The following is a 15882-nucleotide window of genomic DNA, read 5'->3' as shown; positions in this document are numbered from 1 at the left end:
GTCCGGGAGCCGTGCGGTGTTTCCTTGTGGGGTTCCGGCACGCGGAGAGTGTTGGCATTTGGTGTCGACCGACCCGTTGCGCGGCATCACATCAGCCCCATAGGTTCCACGCTGGAATGGAGTGGGAGCGCTCCCAGTTTTGCCCTGCCGAGGTCCTGCCCGGCGCCTCGGCTCTACCGAAGGGACATCATGAAGAGCCCCGTCCGCTTTCTCCGGTCCATACGCACCCGAGCCGTAGCCTTATGCGTGGCGCTGGCCTCGTGCGCTGCCCTCGCCACGGCGACCGCGCCCGCGCACGCCGACCCCCTGCTCTGCCAGCAGTACGGTACGGCCGTCATCCAGGGCAAGTACGTGGTGCAGAACAACCGCTGGGGTACCGCGGAGGAGCAGTGCGTCGACGTGACGGCGAACGGCTTCGACGTGACCCGGGCCGAGGGCTCGGTGCCGACGAACGGTGCGCCCAAGTCGTACCCGTCCGTCTTCAACGGCTGCCACTACACGAACTGCTCGCCAGGGACCCGGCTTCCGGCCCGGCTCAGCTCGATCAGCAGCGCGCCGACCAGCATCACCTACGAGTACGTCGACAACGCCGTCTATGACGCCGCCTACGACATCTGGCTCGACCCCACGCCCCGCACGGACGGCGTGAACCGCACCGAGATCATGATCTGGTTCAACCGGGTGGGCCCCGTCCAGCCGGTGGGCTCCAGGACCGGAACGGCCACGGTCGCCGGACGCCTCTGGGAGGTGTGGACGGGCAACAACGGAGGCAACGACGTGATCTCGTTCGTGGCGCCGTCCGCGATCACGAGCTGGAGCTTCGACGTCATGGACTTCGTCGACGAGACGGTGGCCCGCGGCATGGCGCAGGCATCCTGGTACCTCACCAGCGTCCAGGCCGGGTTCGAACCGTGGCAGGGAGGCGCGGGGCTCGCCGTCAACTCCTTCTCCTCGGCCGTCGAGACCGGGGGCGGAACCGGCGGTCCGAGCGAGCCGGAGACGCCCGGGGCATGCCGGGTGAGCTACACGGCGAATTCATGGTCGGGCGGCTTCACCGCCGACGTAAAGGTCACCAACACCGGTACCACGCCCGTCGACGGCTGGGAACTGGGCTTCACGTTGCCGCCGGGCCAGACGATCACCCAGGCGTGGAACGCGACGCTCACCCCGGCCTCCGGAACGGTGCGAGCGGTCAACGCCGCGTTCAACGGGCGGATCGCCGCGGGCGGCAGCCAGTCCTTCGGCTTCCAGGGCGCCTATTCCGGTACCTACGCCGAGGCCGCGCGGTTCACGCTCAACGGGGCGGCCTGCACGGTGACCTGAGCCCGCGTGCGACCGGCCCGCACCGGCCGCCCCTCCCTACGGGGGCGCCGGTGCGGGCCGCTCAGGCCTTCCGGTAGCCGTACGCGTCCGTGGCCGCCGCCTCCACGGTCTCCAGATCGCCCCCGGCCGAGGCCGTCACCAGCGCGGCGATCGCGCCCTCCACGAACGGGGCGTCCACCAGCCGTGCCCCGTCGGGCAGTTCGTCGCCCTCCGCCAGCATGGACTTCACCGTGAGCACCGCGCTCCCGAGGTCCACGAGCAGCGCCACCCCGGCACCCCTGTCGACCTCCCGAGCCGCCTCGGCGATCAGTTCCGAACTCGTCCCCAGGCCGCCGGCCGAGGTGCCTCCTGCCGCCGCCATCGGTGCCGTCGCACCACCGGCCGCCAGCCCTCTGGCCAGCTCGACGACGGCTTCCGCCACCGGCCGGCTGTGTGAGACCAGCACGATCCCGACCTGCTTCTCCTCGCTCATGCCTCGCCTCCACCGCTCGGCTCCGCGGCCTCGGCGAGTGCCCCGACCAGCAGCGCCGCCGAAGCGGCCCCCGGATCCTGGTGCCCGATGCTGCGCTCGCCGAGGTAACTGGCCCTGCCCTTGCGTGCCCGCAGCGGCACGGTCGCCAGAGCGCCGGCCAGCGCCGCGTCCCGGGCCTCCGCGAAGGAGGTGCCCAGAACCTCGACGGCCGGGAGCAGCGCGTCGAGCATCGTCTTGTCCCCAGCCTGCGCCCCACCGAGCTGCGCCACCGCGGCGACACCCGCCCCGAGGGCCTGGGCCAGCTCGTCCGGGGTCACCTCCGGTGCGTCGCCCAGCGCCTTCCCGGTGCGGCGCAGCAGAGTCCCGTACAACGGCCCGGACGCTCCGCCGACCGTCGAGATCAGATGCCGGCCGGCCAGCGTCAGCACGGCGCCCGGCGCTGCGGGGGCCTCCTTCTCGAGGACGTCGTTCACGGCGGCGAAGCCACGCCGCATGTTGCTCCCGTGATCGGCGTCCCCGATCGCGGCGTCGAGCTCGGTCAGCCGGTCCGCCTCACGGTCGACGGCAGCCGCGGTGGCGGCCATCCAGCGACGGAAGAAATCGGTGTCGAGCACAAGATCTCCTGTTCCTCATACGGTGGAAGGTCCGTTCAGCGGCCCCAGCGCAGCGCCGGCGTCTGTACCGGCGCGTCCCACAGCCGCACCATCTCCTCGTCCACCTGGCAGAGCGTCACCGAGCAGCCTGCCATATCGAGTGACGTCACATAGTTGCCCACCAGCGTACGAGCCACCGTCACGCCCCGCTCCGACAGCACCCGCTGCACCTCGGCATTGAACCCGTACAGCTCCAGCAGCGGTGTCGCGCCCATCCCGTTGACCAGCACCAGCACGGGACCGCTGGGATTCAGATCCTCCAGCACCGCGTGGACCGCGACGTCGGCGATCTCCCCGGACGTCATCATCAGGCGGCGCTCCCGGCCGGGCTCACCGTGGATGCCGATACCCAATTCCAGTTCGCCCGCGGGCAGATCGAACGTCGGTGTGCCCTTGGCCGGAGTGGTGACGGAGCTGAGCGCCACCCCGAAGCTCCGCGAGGACTCGTTCACGCGCCGGGCCAGGGACTCCACCCGCTCCAGCGGCGCACCCTCGTCGGCGAGGGCGCCGGCGAGCTTCTCGACGAACAGCGTCGCCCCGGTGCCGCGCCGGCCCGCGGTGAACGTGCTGTCGGCCACCGCCACGTCGTCGTCGACCAGGACCCGGGCGACCTGGACGCCCTCGTCCTCGGCGAGTTCGGCGGCCATGTCGAAGTTCAGCACGTCCCCGGTGTAGTTCTTGACGACGAACAGCACGCCCGCGCCGCTGTCGACCGCGGCGGCCGCCCGCACCATCTGATCGGGCACCGGCGAGGTGAAGATCTCCCCGGGGCACGCGGCGGACAGCATCCCGGGCCCGACGAATCCCGCGTGCAGCGGCTCGTGCCCGGACCCGCCCCCGGATACCAGCCCCACCTTCCCGGCCACCGGGGCGTCGCGCCGGACGACGAGACGATTGTCGACGTCCACGACGAGGTCCGGGTGGGCGGCGGCCATTCCGCGGAGTCCGTCCGCGACGACGGTCTCCGGCACGTTGATGAGCATGCGCAACGGTTCCTCCTGGAAAGAGCGCGCCGGCCGGCCGATCGTGCCGACCGGCCGTCAGCGTGAATCCGATCCTTTTGTCTCAGGTGCGTACGGCACCAGTATCGAAGAGACCCGGGTGATCGGGAAGCGACGCGTCGGAGGGACATGCACCGGGCTGACGGAGGTTCACGTCGGTGACGTACCCCTCGCGGGCAGGTCCCGGCACTCCAGCAGCCGTGGCGGGCCCGGGACGCGGCTCCGTCATGCTCCCCGCGCGACGGCGCGGGCGAGCCAGTCGTCGAAGGTCTCCGTGCCCCGGGGCCCGTGGCCGGTGGGCAGCTGGCCGTTGCCCCGCATCGCCGCGCCCGTCGCGCCCGGGAGACTCACCGGCACCACCAGACGACGCTCGTGACGGGCGGCGAGCAGCCGGCGCACCAGGTCGACGAGCTGCTCCACCTGCGGCCCGGCGAGCTCCGGCGCCATGCCCCGGGGTGGAGCGAGTACCAGTTCCACGAGATGGCGGGCCACCTCCCTCGCCGCCACCGGCTGGATGGTCATCCGGGGAACCACGGCGAGCGGCTTCGGCATCTGCTGGAGGGTCTGGAGCACGAACTCGTGGAACTGGGTGGCCCGGAGCACGGTCCACGGAACCTGTCCGCCCCTCACGACCTCCTCCTGACGGAGCTTGCCCCGGTAGTAGCCGTGACCGACCCGGTCGATGCCGACGATCGACAGCGCAACATGGTGGCGCACCCCGGCACGTGAGCCCGCGTGCAGCAGATTGCGGCTCACCGAGCCGAAGAACGAGACCGCCTTGCCCCGGCCGAGGGTCATCTTGTTGCTCACGTCGACGACCGCTTCCACGCTGTCCAGGGCCGCGTCGAGTCCCGCGCCCGAGACGAGGTCCACGCCGCGCGACCGCGCCAGCACGACCGGGTCGTGGCCCGCCGCCGTCAGTTCCTCGACAACCGCCCGGCCCACCACTCCGGTTCCGCCTGCCACTGCTACCCGCATGCCGTGCTCCTTCGATCCCGCTTCGCGGTACACCGGTGCGTACCCGGGAACGCCGTACCCGGGCCGCGTCCCCAGCCCCCATGACTCAGCGGCTGCCGCGGATGTGACATCACCGGAGGGCAGCCCTCAGTCGCGCACACAGAATTCGCGGTCGCTCAGCCACTGGCCGAACCAGTCACTCAGCGGGACGGTGAAGCACCATCCGGGCTCGTTCGTGTCCGGCGTGGGCACCGTCGGCATGGGCTTGTCGGGCTTGGGCGCCGTCGGTGTCCCGCTGAGCATCTCGCGGAACACCTTCGAGGACTCAGGATTCTCGGCGCACTGCCACACCCCGTGAGGGCAGTAGTCCGTGATCGTCTGGTACGCCGGCTTGTGCCGCTCGATCCACTCCAGCATGCGGCGCATGTACTCGGGGTTGTCGCCGTTGCGGAACAGCCCCCACTCCGGGAAGGAGATCGGCTTTCCGTGCTCGGCGGCGAAGTCGACGTGCTTCTGCAGGCCGTACGGCTCGTTCACCTGCTCGTCGAAGGTCCGCGCCGGAGGCTGGTCGTAGGAGTCCATGCCGATGATGTCCACGACGTCGTCGCCCGGGTAGCACTCCGTCCAGGGCACCGCGTCCCGCCCCCGGCTCGGTGTGAAGTCGAAGCGGAACTCCTGGCCGGAGACGGACCGCATCGCGGTGACGATGCGATTCCAGTACGCCTTCCACGCGACAGGGTCGGGACCGCACCGGTGCGTGTACGTCGTACCGTTCATCTCCCAGCCGAGGACGATGACGGTGTCCGGGACACCCAGCAGGACCAGACGCTCGGCCAGTCTGCGGAAGTGCTCGTCGAACTGCCCCTCGGCGCCGGCCCGCAGCATACGGCGCACCTCGCCGTCGGAGACATGCTCCTCGTTCCGCTCCAGCATCGGCGTGTTGAGTACGAACATCCGGTCCTCGTCCGCTTTCCGCCAGGCCGCCCACGAGGCGAGGAAGCCGGGGCGGCCCTCGATGTTCTCCCACAGATCGCCCGGCAGATAGCTGTGCCCGACACGCAGCTCCGTCCCGCCGAGCCAGCGCGACAGCTCTCCTATCCGCTGCACGCCCTGCGGTCCGTAGTCCAGATAGGCGCCGATGGCGGTCGTGCTCTCCGGCTCCGGAGCGCCCTGAGCGGCGCCCTTGCCGGTCTGGGTGTCCGCGGCGTCGTGGTCGGCCAGGACCGCGCCGCCGACGAGGAGGCAGAGGGCCGTCGCCCCGATGCCGAACTTGATGAGACGGCGCTGTACGGGCACGGATCCTCCTTGGGTTGCGGCCTGACTCCGATCTTCTCGACCATAAGGAGAATGATTCAACAATGGGCTGCGGTATCGCCCGTCGATAGACCATTCGCGACACGCGCCGCTTCAGAGCAGGCCGTTCGGGTGACACATTCCGAAGGTGAAAGGAAGGGAACGGACGCGGTTGTCGAAATTCGAATCCACCAGACCCGGTTCGCCCGATGTCCGGACGCCTCCCAGGCGTGTGAGCATTTCGCGGAAGAGGGCTTTCATCTCCAGCTTCGCCAGATGTGCCCCGAGACAATGGTGGGGACCTCCGCCGCCGTATCCGAGGTGCGGATTGGGTGACCGGGTGATGTCGAAAGCGTCGGGGTCGTCGAAGACGGACGCGTCGCGGTTCGCGGACGCGTAGAGGAGTACGACCTTCTCCCCGGGCAGGAAGGTGTGGCCGCCGAGTTCGCATTCGGCGGCCACCGTCCGGCGGAACTGGATGATCGGCGTCGAGTGGCGCACGATCTCGTCGACCGCGCCGTCGGCGTAGCGGTCGAAGTCGGACTCCAGGAGGGCCCGCTGCTCCGGATGCGCGGTCAGCAGGACCAGCCCGTGGGCGATCGCGTTCCGGGTGGTCTCCACACCTGCCACGAGCAGCAGCGAGAAGAACGCTCCGAGCTGACGCGAGGACAGGGCCTGCCCACCGACATCCGCGCGGACGAGGGCGGAGATCACGTCGTCCGCCGGGACACGACGCCGCTCGCGGGCGATGCCCGCCATCTCCAACTGCATGCGGGCGAGGGAGCGCAGGCCGCGCCCCGGGACCCGTAGCCGGGCGCGGCCACGCCTCTGCACTCCGACGTACTCCGACGCGTGGTCGATGCGTGCGGCGATGGCGGCCCGATGCCGCGCGGGGATGCCCATCAGGTCGCAGATGACCTCGAACGGCATACGCGAGGGCGCCGAGCGCATGAAGTCACCCGGGCCCTCGGCGATCACCTCGTCCACCAGCCGCCGGGCGACGGCACCGATGTTCTCCTCGGCGGCGGCGAGCAGCCGCGGCGTGAAGGCGCGGGAGATGGTCCTGCGCAGCCCCGCGTGCTCGGCGCCGTCCATGTTGACCATGGAGTTGCCGAACACCGCCTTGGCCCAGGGGGCCGGTTCCGGAATGGTGACACCGGGGGCGCTGGCGAAGACCTGCGGCTGCCGGCTGGCCGCCCGCACGTCCGCGTGCTTCACCAACGCGTGGAACGGCGTGCGCGATCCCGTACGGGGAGTGAAGCGGACCGGTGCGTCGAGCTCCCTCAGCCGGGCGAACGCGGACAGCCGCTCCGGCCGGGGCAGCCGCCAGAACGACGGATCGGCCAGATCGTCGTCACCGGCCGTCCCTCGCACGCGGTCGATGGGCACCTGCGTCGGCGCGTTCATGCACAACCTCCGGGAGTTCGGACGGCCATGCTGGCCCGGCGGGAGGCGCCCGGCGGCCGACACGGCCGGATCGGCCGGAGAAATTCCCACGGTCGCGCGATGCCGGCGGATGTGAACCGTTCGTGCCCGTGATGTCCGGCGGATGAGAACCGTTCGAGCTCCGTCTCGTTGCCCACTGGAGCGAGACACCTCGCACGAGTGGACGAGAGGGAGGTACACCCACCATGAATCCGACCACCGGCACGAGCGGGGAGCCGGCCGGCGCCCCGCGGCCGGCCCGCCGCGCGGTGCTCCGGACCGTCTTCACCGCGGCCGCGCTCGCCGGCACCGGCGGCGCGCTCGCCCCGGTCCTCCTCCAAGGGCAGGAGTCCGGAGGCCGTACCCAGGAGCGCGACGCCGTGGGGCCCGAGCGATTCTCCGAGCTGTACAAGGGCCGCGAGATCAGGGGCACGGTCACAGCCGTCGTGCCGGCCGGCGGACAGCCGTACGCCGGTGACGCCGTCGCGGCCCCCGATCTCGGCGTCAGCATCGACGGGAGGGCGCTGCACGTGATGAGGCGCGCCGACGGGAGCTATCTCAGCACCGTCAACCACTACGAGTCGTTCCCGACACTTCTCGAAACGGCCCGCGCGGCGGTCGACGAACTCGGCTCCAGCCAGTTGTCAGCCGTCTCCCCGCACACCATCTGAGCCCTAAGGACGAGCAAGGGTGCACAGCCGCAAGAATCAGCGCGACCTCACGCGCACGGAGAAGAAACGCCTGGTCGACGCGATCCTGGAGCTCAAACGCTCGGGTCGCTACGACGACTTCGTCACCATGCACCGGCAGTACTACGTCACCGATGCCGAAAGCAGGCCCCGCCCCGCCCATATGACCCCGTCCTTCTTCCCCTGGCACCGCCAGTACCTCCTGGAATTCGAGAAGGCGCTGCGCTCCGTCGACTCCCGGGTGTCCATTCCGTACTGGGACTGGACGCGGGACAACACGGCGAGCGCCTCCCTCTGGGCGGAGGGCTTCCTCGGCGGCAACGGCAGGCCGGGCGACCGGCAGGTCATGACCGGGCCGTTCGCCTACCGGCAGGGGAACTGGCGCATCCGCGCCGAGATCACCGACGACCCCTTCCTGCGACGCAACTTCGGCCGGCCCTCCGCACCCGTCACACTGCCCGGCGCGGCGGACGTGGACGGCGCGATGAACGATCCGGTGTACGACACCGCGCCCTGGAACAGTGTCAGCACCACCGGCTTCCGGAACAGGGTCGAGGGCTGGGGCATCAAAGGCGGTCGCGGTGTGGCCAACCACAACCGGGTGCACCGCTGGATCGGGGGCTCGATGGCGGGAGCGGCGTCTCCCGACGACCCGGTCTTCTGGCTGCATCACGCCTTCATCGACCTGCTCTGGACCCGCTGGCAGAAGGCGCATCCGCGCTCCCGCTACCTGCCTGCCCGGGCGCTCCCCGCCGACGACCCGCAGCGGGACCGGATCTTCGCGCTCGACCAGCCGATGCCGCCGTGGGACGTGGCCCCGTCGCAACTCATGGACCACACCCGGCTCTACCGGTACGTCTGAGCCGGACCGGCCGGGCCCGGAATGTGACCGGGCCTCCCCTCTCCGCCCGGAAGCGGAGAGGGGAGGCCCTACGGGTGCCTCGGAGAGATCAGTGGCCGTAGCCGTACTCGCCGTTGTCCTCGTGGCTGTCCTCGTACTTGTCCTCGTGCTTGTCCGAGACGTTCGCGCAGGTGTTGCCGAACGCCGGGTTCAGCAGGGCGATGATGTTCACCGTGTTGCCGCACACGTTGACCGGGATGTGCACGGGCACCTGGACGGCGTTGCCCGAAATGACACCGGGGGAGTGAGCCGCGACGGCCTCCGCTCCGGAGTCGGCGGTAGCCATGCCGGCACCGCCGGCGATCAGGGCACCGGTACCTGCCACGACGGCGGCCACCTTCGAGATACGCGACATCAGTTCTCCTTGGGAGGGTCGAAACCGGCTGCCGAGAGTGACGCCGGTATGCCCTGACAACGCGAAACTCGACAGACGGTAACGGACCGGCAGAAAACTCATCATCTCGGCTCAACCTCTTCCGATGAACGCGAGTCCGGCCGCCGGGAGCTCGCTCAGCCGGCCGCGCCAGTCCCGCGCGGCGGGGACACGGGACTTCACCGCCTCCGCCGCCCGGTCCCGCACGGACAGCTGAGTCTCGCGCAGCCGCAACAGCGGCTCCAGCGCGGAACGGGACAGCAGCAGACGCTGATTGACGACCGGCACGGGGCTCCAGTGATTCTTGTACTGCTCCGAGCCGCGAAGCAGACTCAGCACACCGCGGTCCAGGCCTTCGGCCTCCCGCGCGATCTCGCGCAGCAGCATCGAGGAGACATCCACCTTCCGCTCCCTGAGCCGGGGATCGGCGCCGTAGAGGTAACCCCCGGTCAGCCGCGCGGAACGGAAGGACAGGTCGGCGGCCACCACCTCCCCGTCGAGCAGGAACTCCCTGACCGACGCCTCCCCGTCGCGCACCATCCGGCGGGTGGAGCGCACCAGATGCGCGCAGAAGCGGGGCCGCAGGTGTTCCGGGTTGACCCCTCTGCCGAGCCACTGGAGTTCGTGCAGTGCGAGCAGTGTGCCGATCGCCCCCGCCACCCGGTGGACGGGAGCGGTGCGGCACTCGATGCCCAGCGCGTCGATCCTGCGCAGCTTGGCGCGGGCCCGCTGGGCACGTGAACCGGGCATCCTCCCGATGAGGGCGTCGATCGGCTCGGCGGGCAGTTCCATGCACGTCGAGTCCGTGCGGCTGCTCCGAGCGCCGGACCATGCCTCGAACAGCAGTTGTGCCGAGGCTTCGGGCCGTACTTCCCTCAGGTCCACGACGGTGTGCGCGGCCGCCCGGTGGAGCCCCCGCTCCAGTGCGGTGACCGCTGCCCGGGTGTCCTCGCCGTCCACCAGGATGTCGAAGAAGTCGGAGATCGCGCCGCCCATCGGCACCAGCAGAGGCATCGGGCGGTGCACGAGCATCAGCGGCGCCGCGCCGATCAGACGTCCGTCCCGGCGCGCGAGTACGACCCGGAGCCGGCCGGGGATTCCGTAGGAGAGCCACCACGAGTGGAGCCATGCGTGGCTCTGGAACGGCGTGGCGGTGGGGCAGCGGCGGTGCAGCGCGTCCCACTCGGCAGCGAGGTCCGCGAAGTCCGCCAGGTCCCGGCAGAGGGTGACGGTGAGCCGCCCACGACGGTCTGTGTTCATCGCACGAGCTCCCGTTCGTCGGCGGCGCCGCCCTGGGCCGGGCCCGGTACCTGCGCGGTGACGTTCCGTCGCCCGGGGCGGGGACGGACGAGCAGGACCAGGCCGCCGACCAGTCCGCCCGCACTGGCGCCGACGGCCGTGCCGAGCGGCGTGGAGGGGGACACGGACTCGACGGGCGGCACGGCGTGCGAGAACTTGATCAGCTTCACGCCCGTGTCCTTCGCGACGTGTCCGCTGCTCACGACCACGGCCTCGGTCACCGCGTTGGCGATGTCCGCGGCACGGTCCCGGTCGGCCGACGTACCGGTCACCGCGATCATGGGCGAGTCGGGGGAGGTCTCGGACCGCACGTGCGTGCGCAGCTCGCGCACGGGCTCTCCGGCGGCCCCCTTGGCGTAGGTGAGGGTGGCATCGCTGGTGGCCAGGCGGCCGTAGGACTGCGCGTAACCCAGCGCCGCGGCCGGATCGATGTCCTTGCCGGCGGTGACCATGGCGTAGCTGGTGGCCGCGTACTCGGGCTCGGCGAGCACACCGTAGGAGAATCCGCAGGCGGCTCCGAGCAGGACGCAGGCCGGCAGGGGCCACCAACTGGGCCGTACGAATGCGGGGCGGAGCCTGCGGAACCGTCCGTGGACGGCCCGCTGCTCGGGCGACTCGGTCATGGGTGTGCTCTCTCGGTCGGGGGGACTGTGGCGGTGTCGACGGCCTGTGCGTAGACGTCCATGAGGCGCCTGCTGCTGAGCCTGATGTCGTAGTGGTCCACGGCAGGAGGGGGCGGCAGCCTGCGGGGGCCGCTCTCCATGCGGTGCCGGAGCGCGGCCGTCAGCTCATCCGTGGGATCGGTCGAGGCGGATCCGATACGGGTGGTACCCGGCACGCGGCCTGACGGAAGGTCCTCGATGGCGGGGCAGGCCGCGTGCACCACGGGCAGTCCGGCGGCCAGTGCCTCGACGACGGCAAGGCCGAAGGACTCCTCGCGGGACGCCGAGACGAACGTGTCGACGGCGCTGAGCACCGCGGGGATGCCGGGCGCGGCGCCCTCCGCGCCGCACTCGCCGAGGAACCTGACACGGCCGGTCACACCGAGCCGGGCGGCGAGAGCACGCAGCGAGGCGGCCTCCGGCCCGTCCCCGGCCAGTACGAGCCAGGCACCGGGGAGGGCCGCGACGGCGCGGATCAGCAGGTCGAAGCGTTTCCCGGGGACCAGTCTGCCCACACCGCCCACCACGAAGGCCGTACGGGGAAGACCCAACAGGGCCCGTGTGGCGTGCCGTCGCCCGCTGTCGAAGCGGAAGGCGGCGGCATCCACGCCGTTGGGGACGGTATGGATCCGGGCGGCCGGCACACCCCAGTCACGCAGCCTGCCCGCGACGGTGTCGGAGACGGCGACCGTCGCGGCCCCGAGCCGCTCGGTCCGCAGGTAGAGCTCCCGGGTGCCGCGGGTGATCGGCCGCCCCTCGATCTCCGCGCGCCCCAGCGAATGCTCCGTGGACACGACGGTGGTCCCGGCCAGCCGCGCCGCGATCCGGCCGTAGACACACGCCCGGTAGAGGTGCGTGTGCACGAGGTCGTACGAGCCGCGCCGGATGAGCCGGGCAAGCCTGGGCACGGCGCCGAGGTCCCGGTTGCTCCGCATCCCCAGATCCCGGACACGGACGCCGTCGGCGCGCATCCCTTCCGCGACCGCTCCAGGGTTGGTGAGCGTCACGACGTCGCAGCGCACCGGCAGATGGCGCAGCAGCAGCCGCAACTGCTGCTCGGCCCCGCCGACGCCGAGGCCGGTGATGACGTGCAGCGCCTTCATCCGGCGTCACCCGGACCCGCGGCGCCGGCCGAGCGGTGCCGCAGCCGGTGCCGTACCTCCTTGGCCCTCAGGCGTGCGCCCCGGTCGGCGTGGCTGACATGTGTGCGGGGAAGGGCGAACGGTCCCGAGAGGGTGCCGGGAACGAGGGCGCAACCGTAGGTGTATCCCGCCTCCCGGACGGACTCGACCACCCGACGGTCGGCCGTGCCGTACGGATAGCAGAAGCCGGAAGGCGCCTGACGGACGATGCGGTGCAGGGCGTCCCGGCTGCCATGGGTCTCCCGGCGCAGTTCGTCGTCGGACAGCTGCGTCAGATCCCGGTGCAGCATCCCGTGCGAGCCGACCTCCATGCCCGCCGCGGCGACCGTACGGATGCCCTCCTCGGTCAGCAGCGGTCTGCGCGGGCCGAGCGGATCCCAGGCGTTGGAGCCGCCGGGCCGGCCCGGAAGGACGAACACCGTCGCGGTGCAGCCGTGAGCGAGCAGCACCGGGAGCGCCTCGTCGAGGAAATCGGCGTACCCGTCGTCGAACGTGAGCCCGACCAGCCCGCGCTTGCCGGCGGCCCGCGCGCGCAGCAGCTCCGCGATCCCCACGCCGGTCAGGCCCCGGCGACGCAGCCGGGTCAGCTGCTCGTCCAGGCGGTCGGCGGAGACGGTGATGCCGTACGGATCGTCCGTCGGATCGCTCACCGAGTGATAGGTCAGGATCCACGGCTGGGACCGGATCGGGAGCGTACGGGCACGGGGTGCCGAGGTGTCAGCGGCCATGAGGGAACCTCTGTCGGGTGAGTGCCAGCAGATGAACGGCTTCGGGGGCTCTGAGTACGAGTCCGGTGAGAAGGAACGCCAGGGGTACGAGGAGACAGCCGGCAGCCAGACCCGGCACCGGTCCTGGCACAAGGTCCGTGGCCAGCCGGCCGGCGGCCGCGGCGACCGCCGCCGCCGCCACGGGGCGGGCGAGGGAGAGGGCGACCGCCCCGGCCCGTACGGCGACGGCCCGTGTGCCCAGTCCCAGCAGCATCAGCAGGGCGGCCGTGCTGATGCCGAGGGCATTGGCGGCCGCGATGCCGTTGACGCCGAACGGGCCGGTCAGGAGGAGTCCGGCAGCAGTGGTGACCAGGAGGCCGGCGCCCATCGCACCGAGCGGGTACCAGGTGGGCCGGCCGGCCGAGAAGAACGGCCGGCACAGGGCGCCGACCAGGGTGTGGCCGAGCAGACCGAGCGCGTAGACCCGCATGACCCCGGCCGTGGCGGCAGTGTCCGTGGCGTCGAAGGCGCCGCGCTGGAAGAGGACTTCGACGATCAGGGGCGCGCAGCCGAGCACCGTCGCCGTGCCCAGCAGAACCACGGTGCCGGCCAGGGCGAGATCGCGTTCGACCCGCCGCCTGGCTCCTTCCCCGTCCCCGGCCGCCATGGCCCGCGCGACGACGGGGAAGGTCACCGTGCAGATCATCATGGACAGCACCATCGGCAGCTGCGCGACCTTCTGCGCGTAGTTGAGATGGGAGATGGCCCCGTCCGGAAGGGAAGAGGCGAGGAACCGCTCGACGAAGACCTGCGACTGACGGCTCACCACGAACAGGACGACCGGCGCCAGGACGGTCGCGCCGAGCAGGGCCGAACCCCCCTCCCGCGCGGTGCGCTTCCCGCCTCGCCCCGGCACCAGCCGCACGAACGTGGGCAGCAGCGTGAGGATCATCAGCAGGCTTCCGACGGCGACCCCCGCGGCCGCGGCGCGCACACCCCATACGGAGTGCAGGGCCAGGGTCATGCCGATGATGCCGATGTTGTACGCGATGTAGACGCCGGCCGGTGCCAGGAACCTGCCGTGTGCCCGGAGCGCCGCGCTGAAGTACCCCGTGATGCCGAAGGTGAGCACCGTGACCGCCGTCAGACGCGTGCAGTCCACCGCGAGCCGGGGATCGTCCAGTCCCGGAGCCAGGATGCCGACGGCCCAGGGCGCGCCCCAGACCAGTAGCCCGCCCACGCACGCCAGCGCGGCGAACAGCCGGGGGAGGGTGTCGGCCACCAGGGCGCGGACCGGATCCGGAGCGTGACCGCCGGCGGCACGCCGGGTCAGCGCCAGGCTGAACGCCGGCACGAGCAGCAGGGCCATGCCGTCCTCGATCAGCAGCGTGGCGGCCATCTCCGGTACCGTCCACGCGATCAGGAAGGCATCGCTGGCATGACTGGCGCCGAAGAGCCGGGCGATGGCCTGGTCCCGGACGAGCCCCAGCAGGGCGGCGACCACGGTCAGTCCCGCGGCGCCGCCCGCCGCCCGGGCCAGGAAGCGCCCGGGCCGTGCCTGGGCATCGGGCGTGGACGGCCCGGTGACGGCCTCCACGGCCGGATCCGTGGTGGTCCCGCTCACGCGGCGCTCGTCCTCTCCGGCTCGGCCAGCGCCCACCACGCGGCCAGGCCGAGCACGATCCCGGTGAGGACGGTGGAGGGGCCGCCGATGTCCGCGTACAGGAAGTCGACCGTCTGCCAGGTCATCAGCCCGACGGCTGCGAGACCGCAGTCGACGGCCGCGGTCCGCCGGGCACGTGCGAGCACCAGCCTGCGTACCCCGCCGACCAGGAGAGCCGCCCAGGAGCCCACCAGCGCGGTGAAGCCGATGAGTCCCTGCTCGCTGAGTACCAGCAGATACATGTTGTGGGGGGAGAGCAGCGGCTGCTTGCGGAACTCCTGGCCGGCACCCGCCGTGTCACTCCCGGCGGAGAGCCCGATCGAGGCATGCCCGTCCCGGTGTGCGGGGAAGCCCTTGAGACCGACGCCGGTCGCGGGCTGCTCGCGCCACATGCCCGCCGCCGCGGCCCACATGGTGTAGCGGTCGTTGACCGACCGGTCGGGTGCGCTGGTCACCTCGGTGATGCTGGTGATTCGCTGCGAGATCATCTCGGACCCGACGCCGAAACCGCCGACCAGGACGACTCCGGCCGCGCCCAGGACCGCCAGCGCGCGGACGGCCTGCCGGAGCCCGGTCAGCGCGATCACGGCAAGGGCCCCGGCCACCGTGGCGATCCACGCCCCCCGGCTGAAGGACAGCATGAGCGGGACGACCAGCAGAGCGGCGGTCACCGGAGCCCAGGGCCTCAGCCGACGAGGGGTGCCGGCGGGCGTGCGGAGCGCGTACGCGGCGGCCGCGACGAGACCGTAGCCGACCACCGTGGCCATCCCCATCACATCGCTGGGGCCGAACGTGCCGACCGCGCGGATCTCCTCCCCCATGTAGGAGGCGCCGGAGCCGGTGACGTACTGGTGAACACCCGTCGCACCCTGGACGACCGCCAGCAGGACCAGCGCGCCCGCGACGGCCCGGAAGCCCTGTGCGTCCCTGACCAGGAGAAGGACCGCGGCCGGCACCAGGACGAAGATCTGCAGGTACCGCACGAACCCGGGGAGCGCCGCTACCGGGTCCGAGGCGGTGACCGTGGCCAGGGCGAGGCCCACGGCCGGCAGACCAAGCACGACTGCCGCGGCCGGTGTGAGGGGCCGCCGCCGCAGGAACAGCAGACGGCCCGCGCAGGCGAGGACGGCCACGCCCGAGAGGAGATCGGCCGCCGGCACGCCGGACACGGTGCCGGCCCCCGTGCCGTCGCCCGGCACGGCCACGAGCAGGACGGTCGCGATCAGCGGCAGCAACGGCCACCGGTGGCCCCACCCGCGGGGGAGCGCCTTCTCCCGGGCGGTCGTCACGGCGGGCGCCGCGGTTACGGTGAGTGTCACGGT

At 71.5% G+C, this 15882-nt stretch carries 16 protein-coding genes; 3 read left to right on the top strand and 13 right to left on the bottom strand.

Features of this window, described 5'->3' with window-relative positions; genetic code table 11:
- Positions 1-189 precede the first annotated feature (189 nt).
- The gene (locus tag ACFWFI_RS12945; RefSeq protein WP_387388562.1) at positions 190-1323 is read left to right on the top strand and encodes a GH12 family glycosyl hydrolase domain-containing protein; all 1134 of its coding nucleotides are present in this window, start codon (positions 190-192) and stop codon (positions 1321-1323) included.
- A gap of 61 nt (positions 1324-1384) precedes the next feature.
- On the opposite strand, the gene ACFWFI_RS12940 is transcribed toward ACFWFI_RS12945, so the two are convergent.
- From ACFWFI_RS12940 to ACFWFI_RS12915, 6 genes are all read right to left on the bottom strand, one after another.
- Positions 1385-1795, bottom strand: a complete 411-nt coding sequence (locus ACFWFI_RS12940) for a PTS-dependent dihydroxyacetone kinase phosphotransferase subunit DhaM (protein WP_387388559.1) — start codon at positions 1793-1795, stop codon at positions 1385-1387.
- Complete coding sequence (gene dhaL, locus ACFWFI_RS12935; RefSeq protein ID WP_387388557.1) at positions 1792-2409, bottom strand: dihydroxyacetone kinase subunit DhaL; 618 nt, start codon at positions 2407-2409, stop codon at positions 1792-1794. The genes ACFWFI_RS12940 and dhaL overlap by 4 nt, the downstream gene beginning before the upstream one ends.
- Positions 2410-2444: 35 nt before the next feature.
- A complete protein-coding gene (gene dhaK, locus ACFWFI_RS12930; protein WP_387388555.1) occupies positions 2445-3437 on the bottom strand; it encodes a dihydroxyacetone kinase subunit DhaK in 993 nt (330 codons plus the stop codon).
- Between the two features lie 237 nt (positions 3438-3674).
- Positions 3675-4427 carry an SDR family oxidoreductase gene (locus tag ACFWFI_RS12925; protein ID WP_387388553.1) on the bottom strand — a complete coding sequence of 251 codons (753 nt, stop codon included), beginning with the start codon at positions 4425-4427 and terminating at the stop codon, positions 3675-3677.
- A 126-nt stretch (positions 4428-4553) separates the two neighbouring features.
- Complete coding sequence (locus tag ACFWFI_RS12920; RefSeq protein WP_387388550.1) at positions 4554-5702, bottom strand: glycoside hydrolase family 26 protein; 1149 nt, start codon at positions 5700-5702, stop codon at positions 4554-4556.
- 111 nt (positions 5703-5813) lie between these two features.
- Positions 5814-7106: a cytochrome P450 gene (locus ACFWFI_RS12915; RefSeq protein WP_387388547.1), complete on the bottom strand. Its 1293-nt coding sequence runs from the start codon at positions 7104-7106 to the stop codon at positions 5814-5816.
- Positions 7107-7330: 224 nt separating this feature from the next.
- On the opposite strand from ACFWFI_RS12915, the gene ACFWFI_RS12910 reads away from it, so the two are divergent.
- A complete protein-coding gene (locus ACFWFI_RS12910; protein WP_387388544.1) occupies positions 7331-7795 on the top strand; it encodes a tyrosinase family oxidase copper chaperone in 465 nt (154 codons plus the stop codon).
- Between the two features lie 19 nt (positions 7796-7814).
- A complete protein-coding gene (locus ACFWFI_RS12905; RefSeq protein ID WP_387388541.1) occupies positions 7815-8675 on the top strand; it encodes a tyrosinase family protein in 861 nt (286 codons plus the stop codon).
- An 88-nt stretch (positions 8676-8763) separates the two neighbouring features.
- Here the strand turns inward: ACFWFI_RS12905 and ACFWFI_RS12900 are convergent, their stop codons facing one another.
- The 7 genes from ACFWFI_RS12900 to ACFWFI_RS12870 all read right to left on the bottom strand — a co-directional run bounded on the left by ACFWFI_RS12900 (position 8764) and on the right by ACFWFI_RS12870 (position 15879).
- Positions 8764-9069: a chaplin gene (locus ACFWFI_RS12900; protein ID WP_387388538.1), complete on the bottom strand. Its 306-nt coding sequence runs from the start codon at positions 9067-9069 to the stop codon at positions 8764-8766.
- Between the two features lie 111 nt (positions 9070-9180).
- Entirely contained in the window at positions 9181-10347 is a 1167-nt protein-coding gene (locus ACFWFI_RS12895) for a GNAT family N-acetyltransferase (RefSeq protein ID WP_387388535.1), read from the bottom strand.
- Complete coding sequence (locus ACFWFI_RS12890; protein ID WP_387388532.1) at positions 10344-11009, bottom strand: YveK family protein; 666 nt, start codon at positions 11007-11009, stop codon at positions 10344-10346. The genes ACFWFI_RS12895 and ACFWFI_RS12890 overlap by 4 nt, the downstream gene beginning before the upstream one ends.
- Positions 11006-12151: a glycosyltransferase gene (locus tag ACFWFI_RS12885; protein WP_387388530.1), complete on the bottom strand. Its 1146-nt coding sequence runs from the start codon at positions 12149-12151 to the stop codon at positions 11006-11008. Before ACFWFI_RS12885 ends, ACFWFI_RS12890 begins: the two co-directional genes overlap by 4 nt.
- Positions 12148-12918 carry a polysaccharide deacetylase family protein gene (locus ACFWFI_RS12880; RefSeq protein ID WP_387388528.1) on the bottom strand — a complete coding sequence of 257 codons (771 nt, stop codon included), beginning with the start codon at positions 12916-12918 and terminating at the stop codon, positions 12148-12150. The genes ACFWFI_RS12885 and ACFWFI_RS12880 overlap by 4 nt, the downstream gene beginning before the upstream one ends.
- Positions 12908-14521 (bottom strand): lipid II flippase MurJ, encoded by a 1614-nt coding sequence (locus tag ACFWFI_RS12875; RefSeq protein ID WP_387388526.1) that lies wholly within the window; start codon positions 14519-14521, stop codon positions 12908-12910. Before ACFWFI_RS12875 ends, ACFWFI_RS12880 begins: the two co-directional genes overlap by 11 nt.
- On the bottom strand, positions 14518-15879 hold the full coding sequence (locus ACFWFI_RS12870; RefSeq protein ID WP_387388523.1) for an O-antigen ligase family protein: 1362 nt from the start codon (positions 15877-15879) through the stop codon (positions 14518-14520). The genes ACFWFI_RS12875 and ACFWFI_RS12870 overlap by 4 nt, the downstream gene beginning before the upstream one ends.
- Positions 15880-15882 lie beyond the last annotated feature (3 nt).

Source organism: Streptomyces sp. NPDC060209, from assembly GCF_042728155.1.
Taxonomy (GTDB): Bacteria; Actinomycetota; Actinomycetes; order Streptomycetales; family Streptomycetaceae; genus Streptomyces.
Note: the sequence above shows the minus strand (reverse complement) of the source record. Positions and strands in the feature narration are given on the sequence as shown.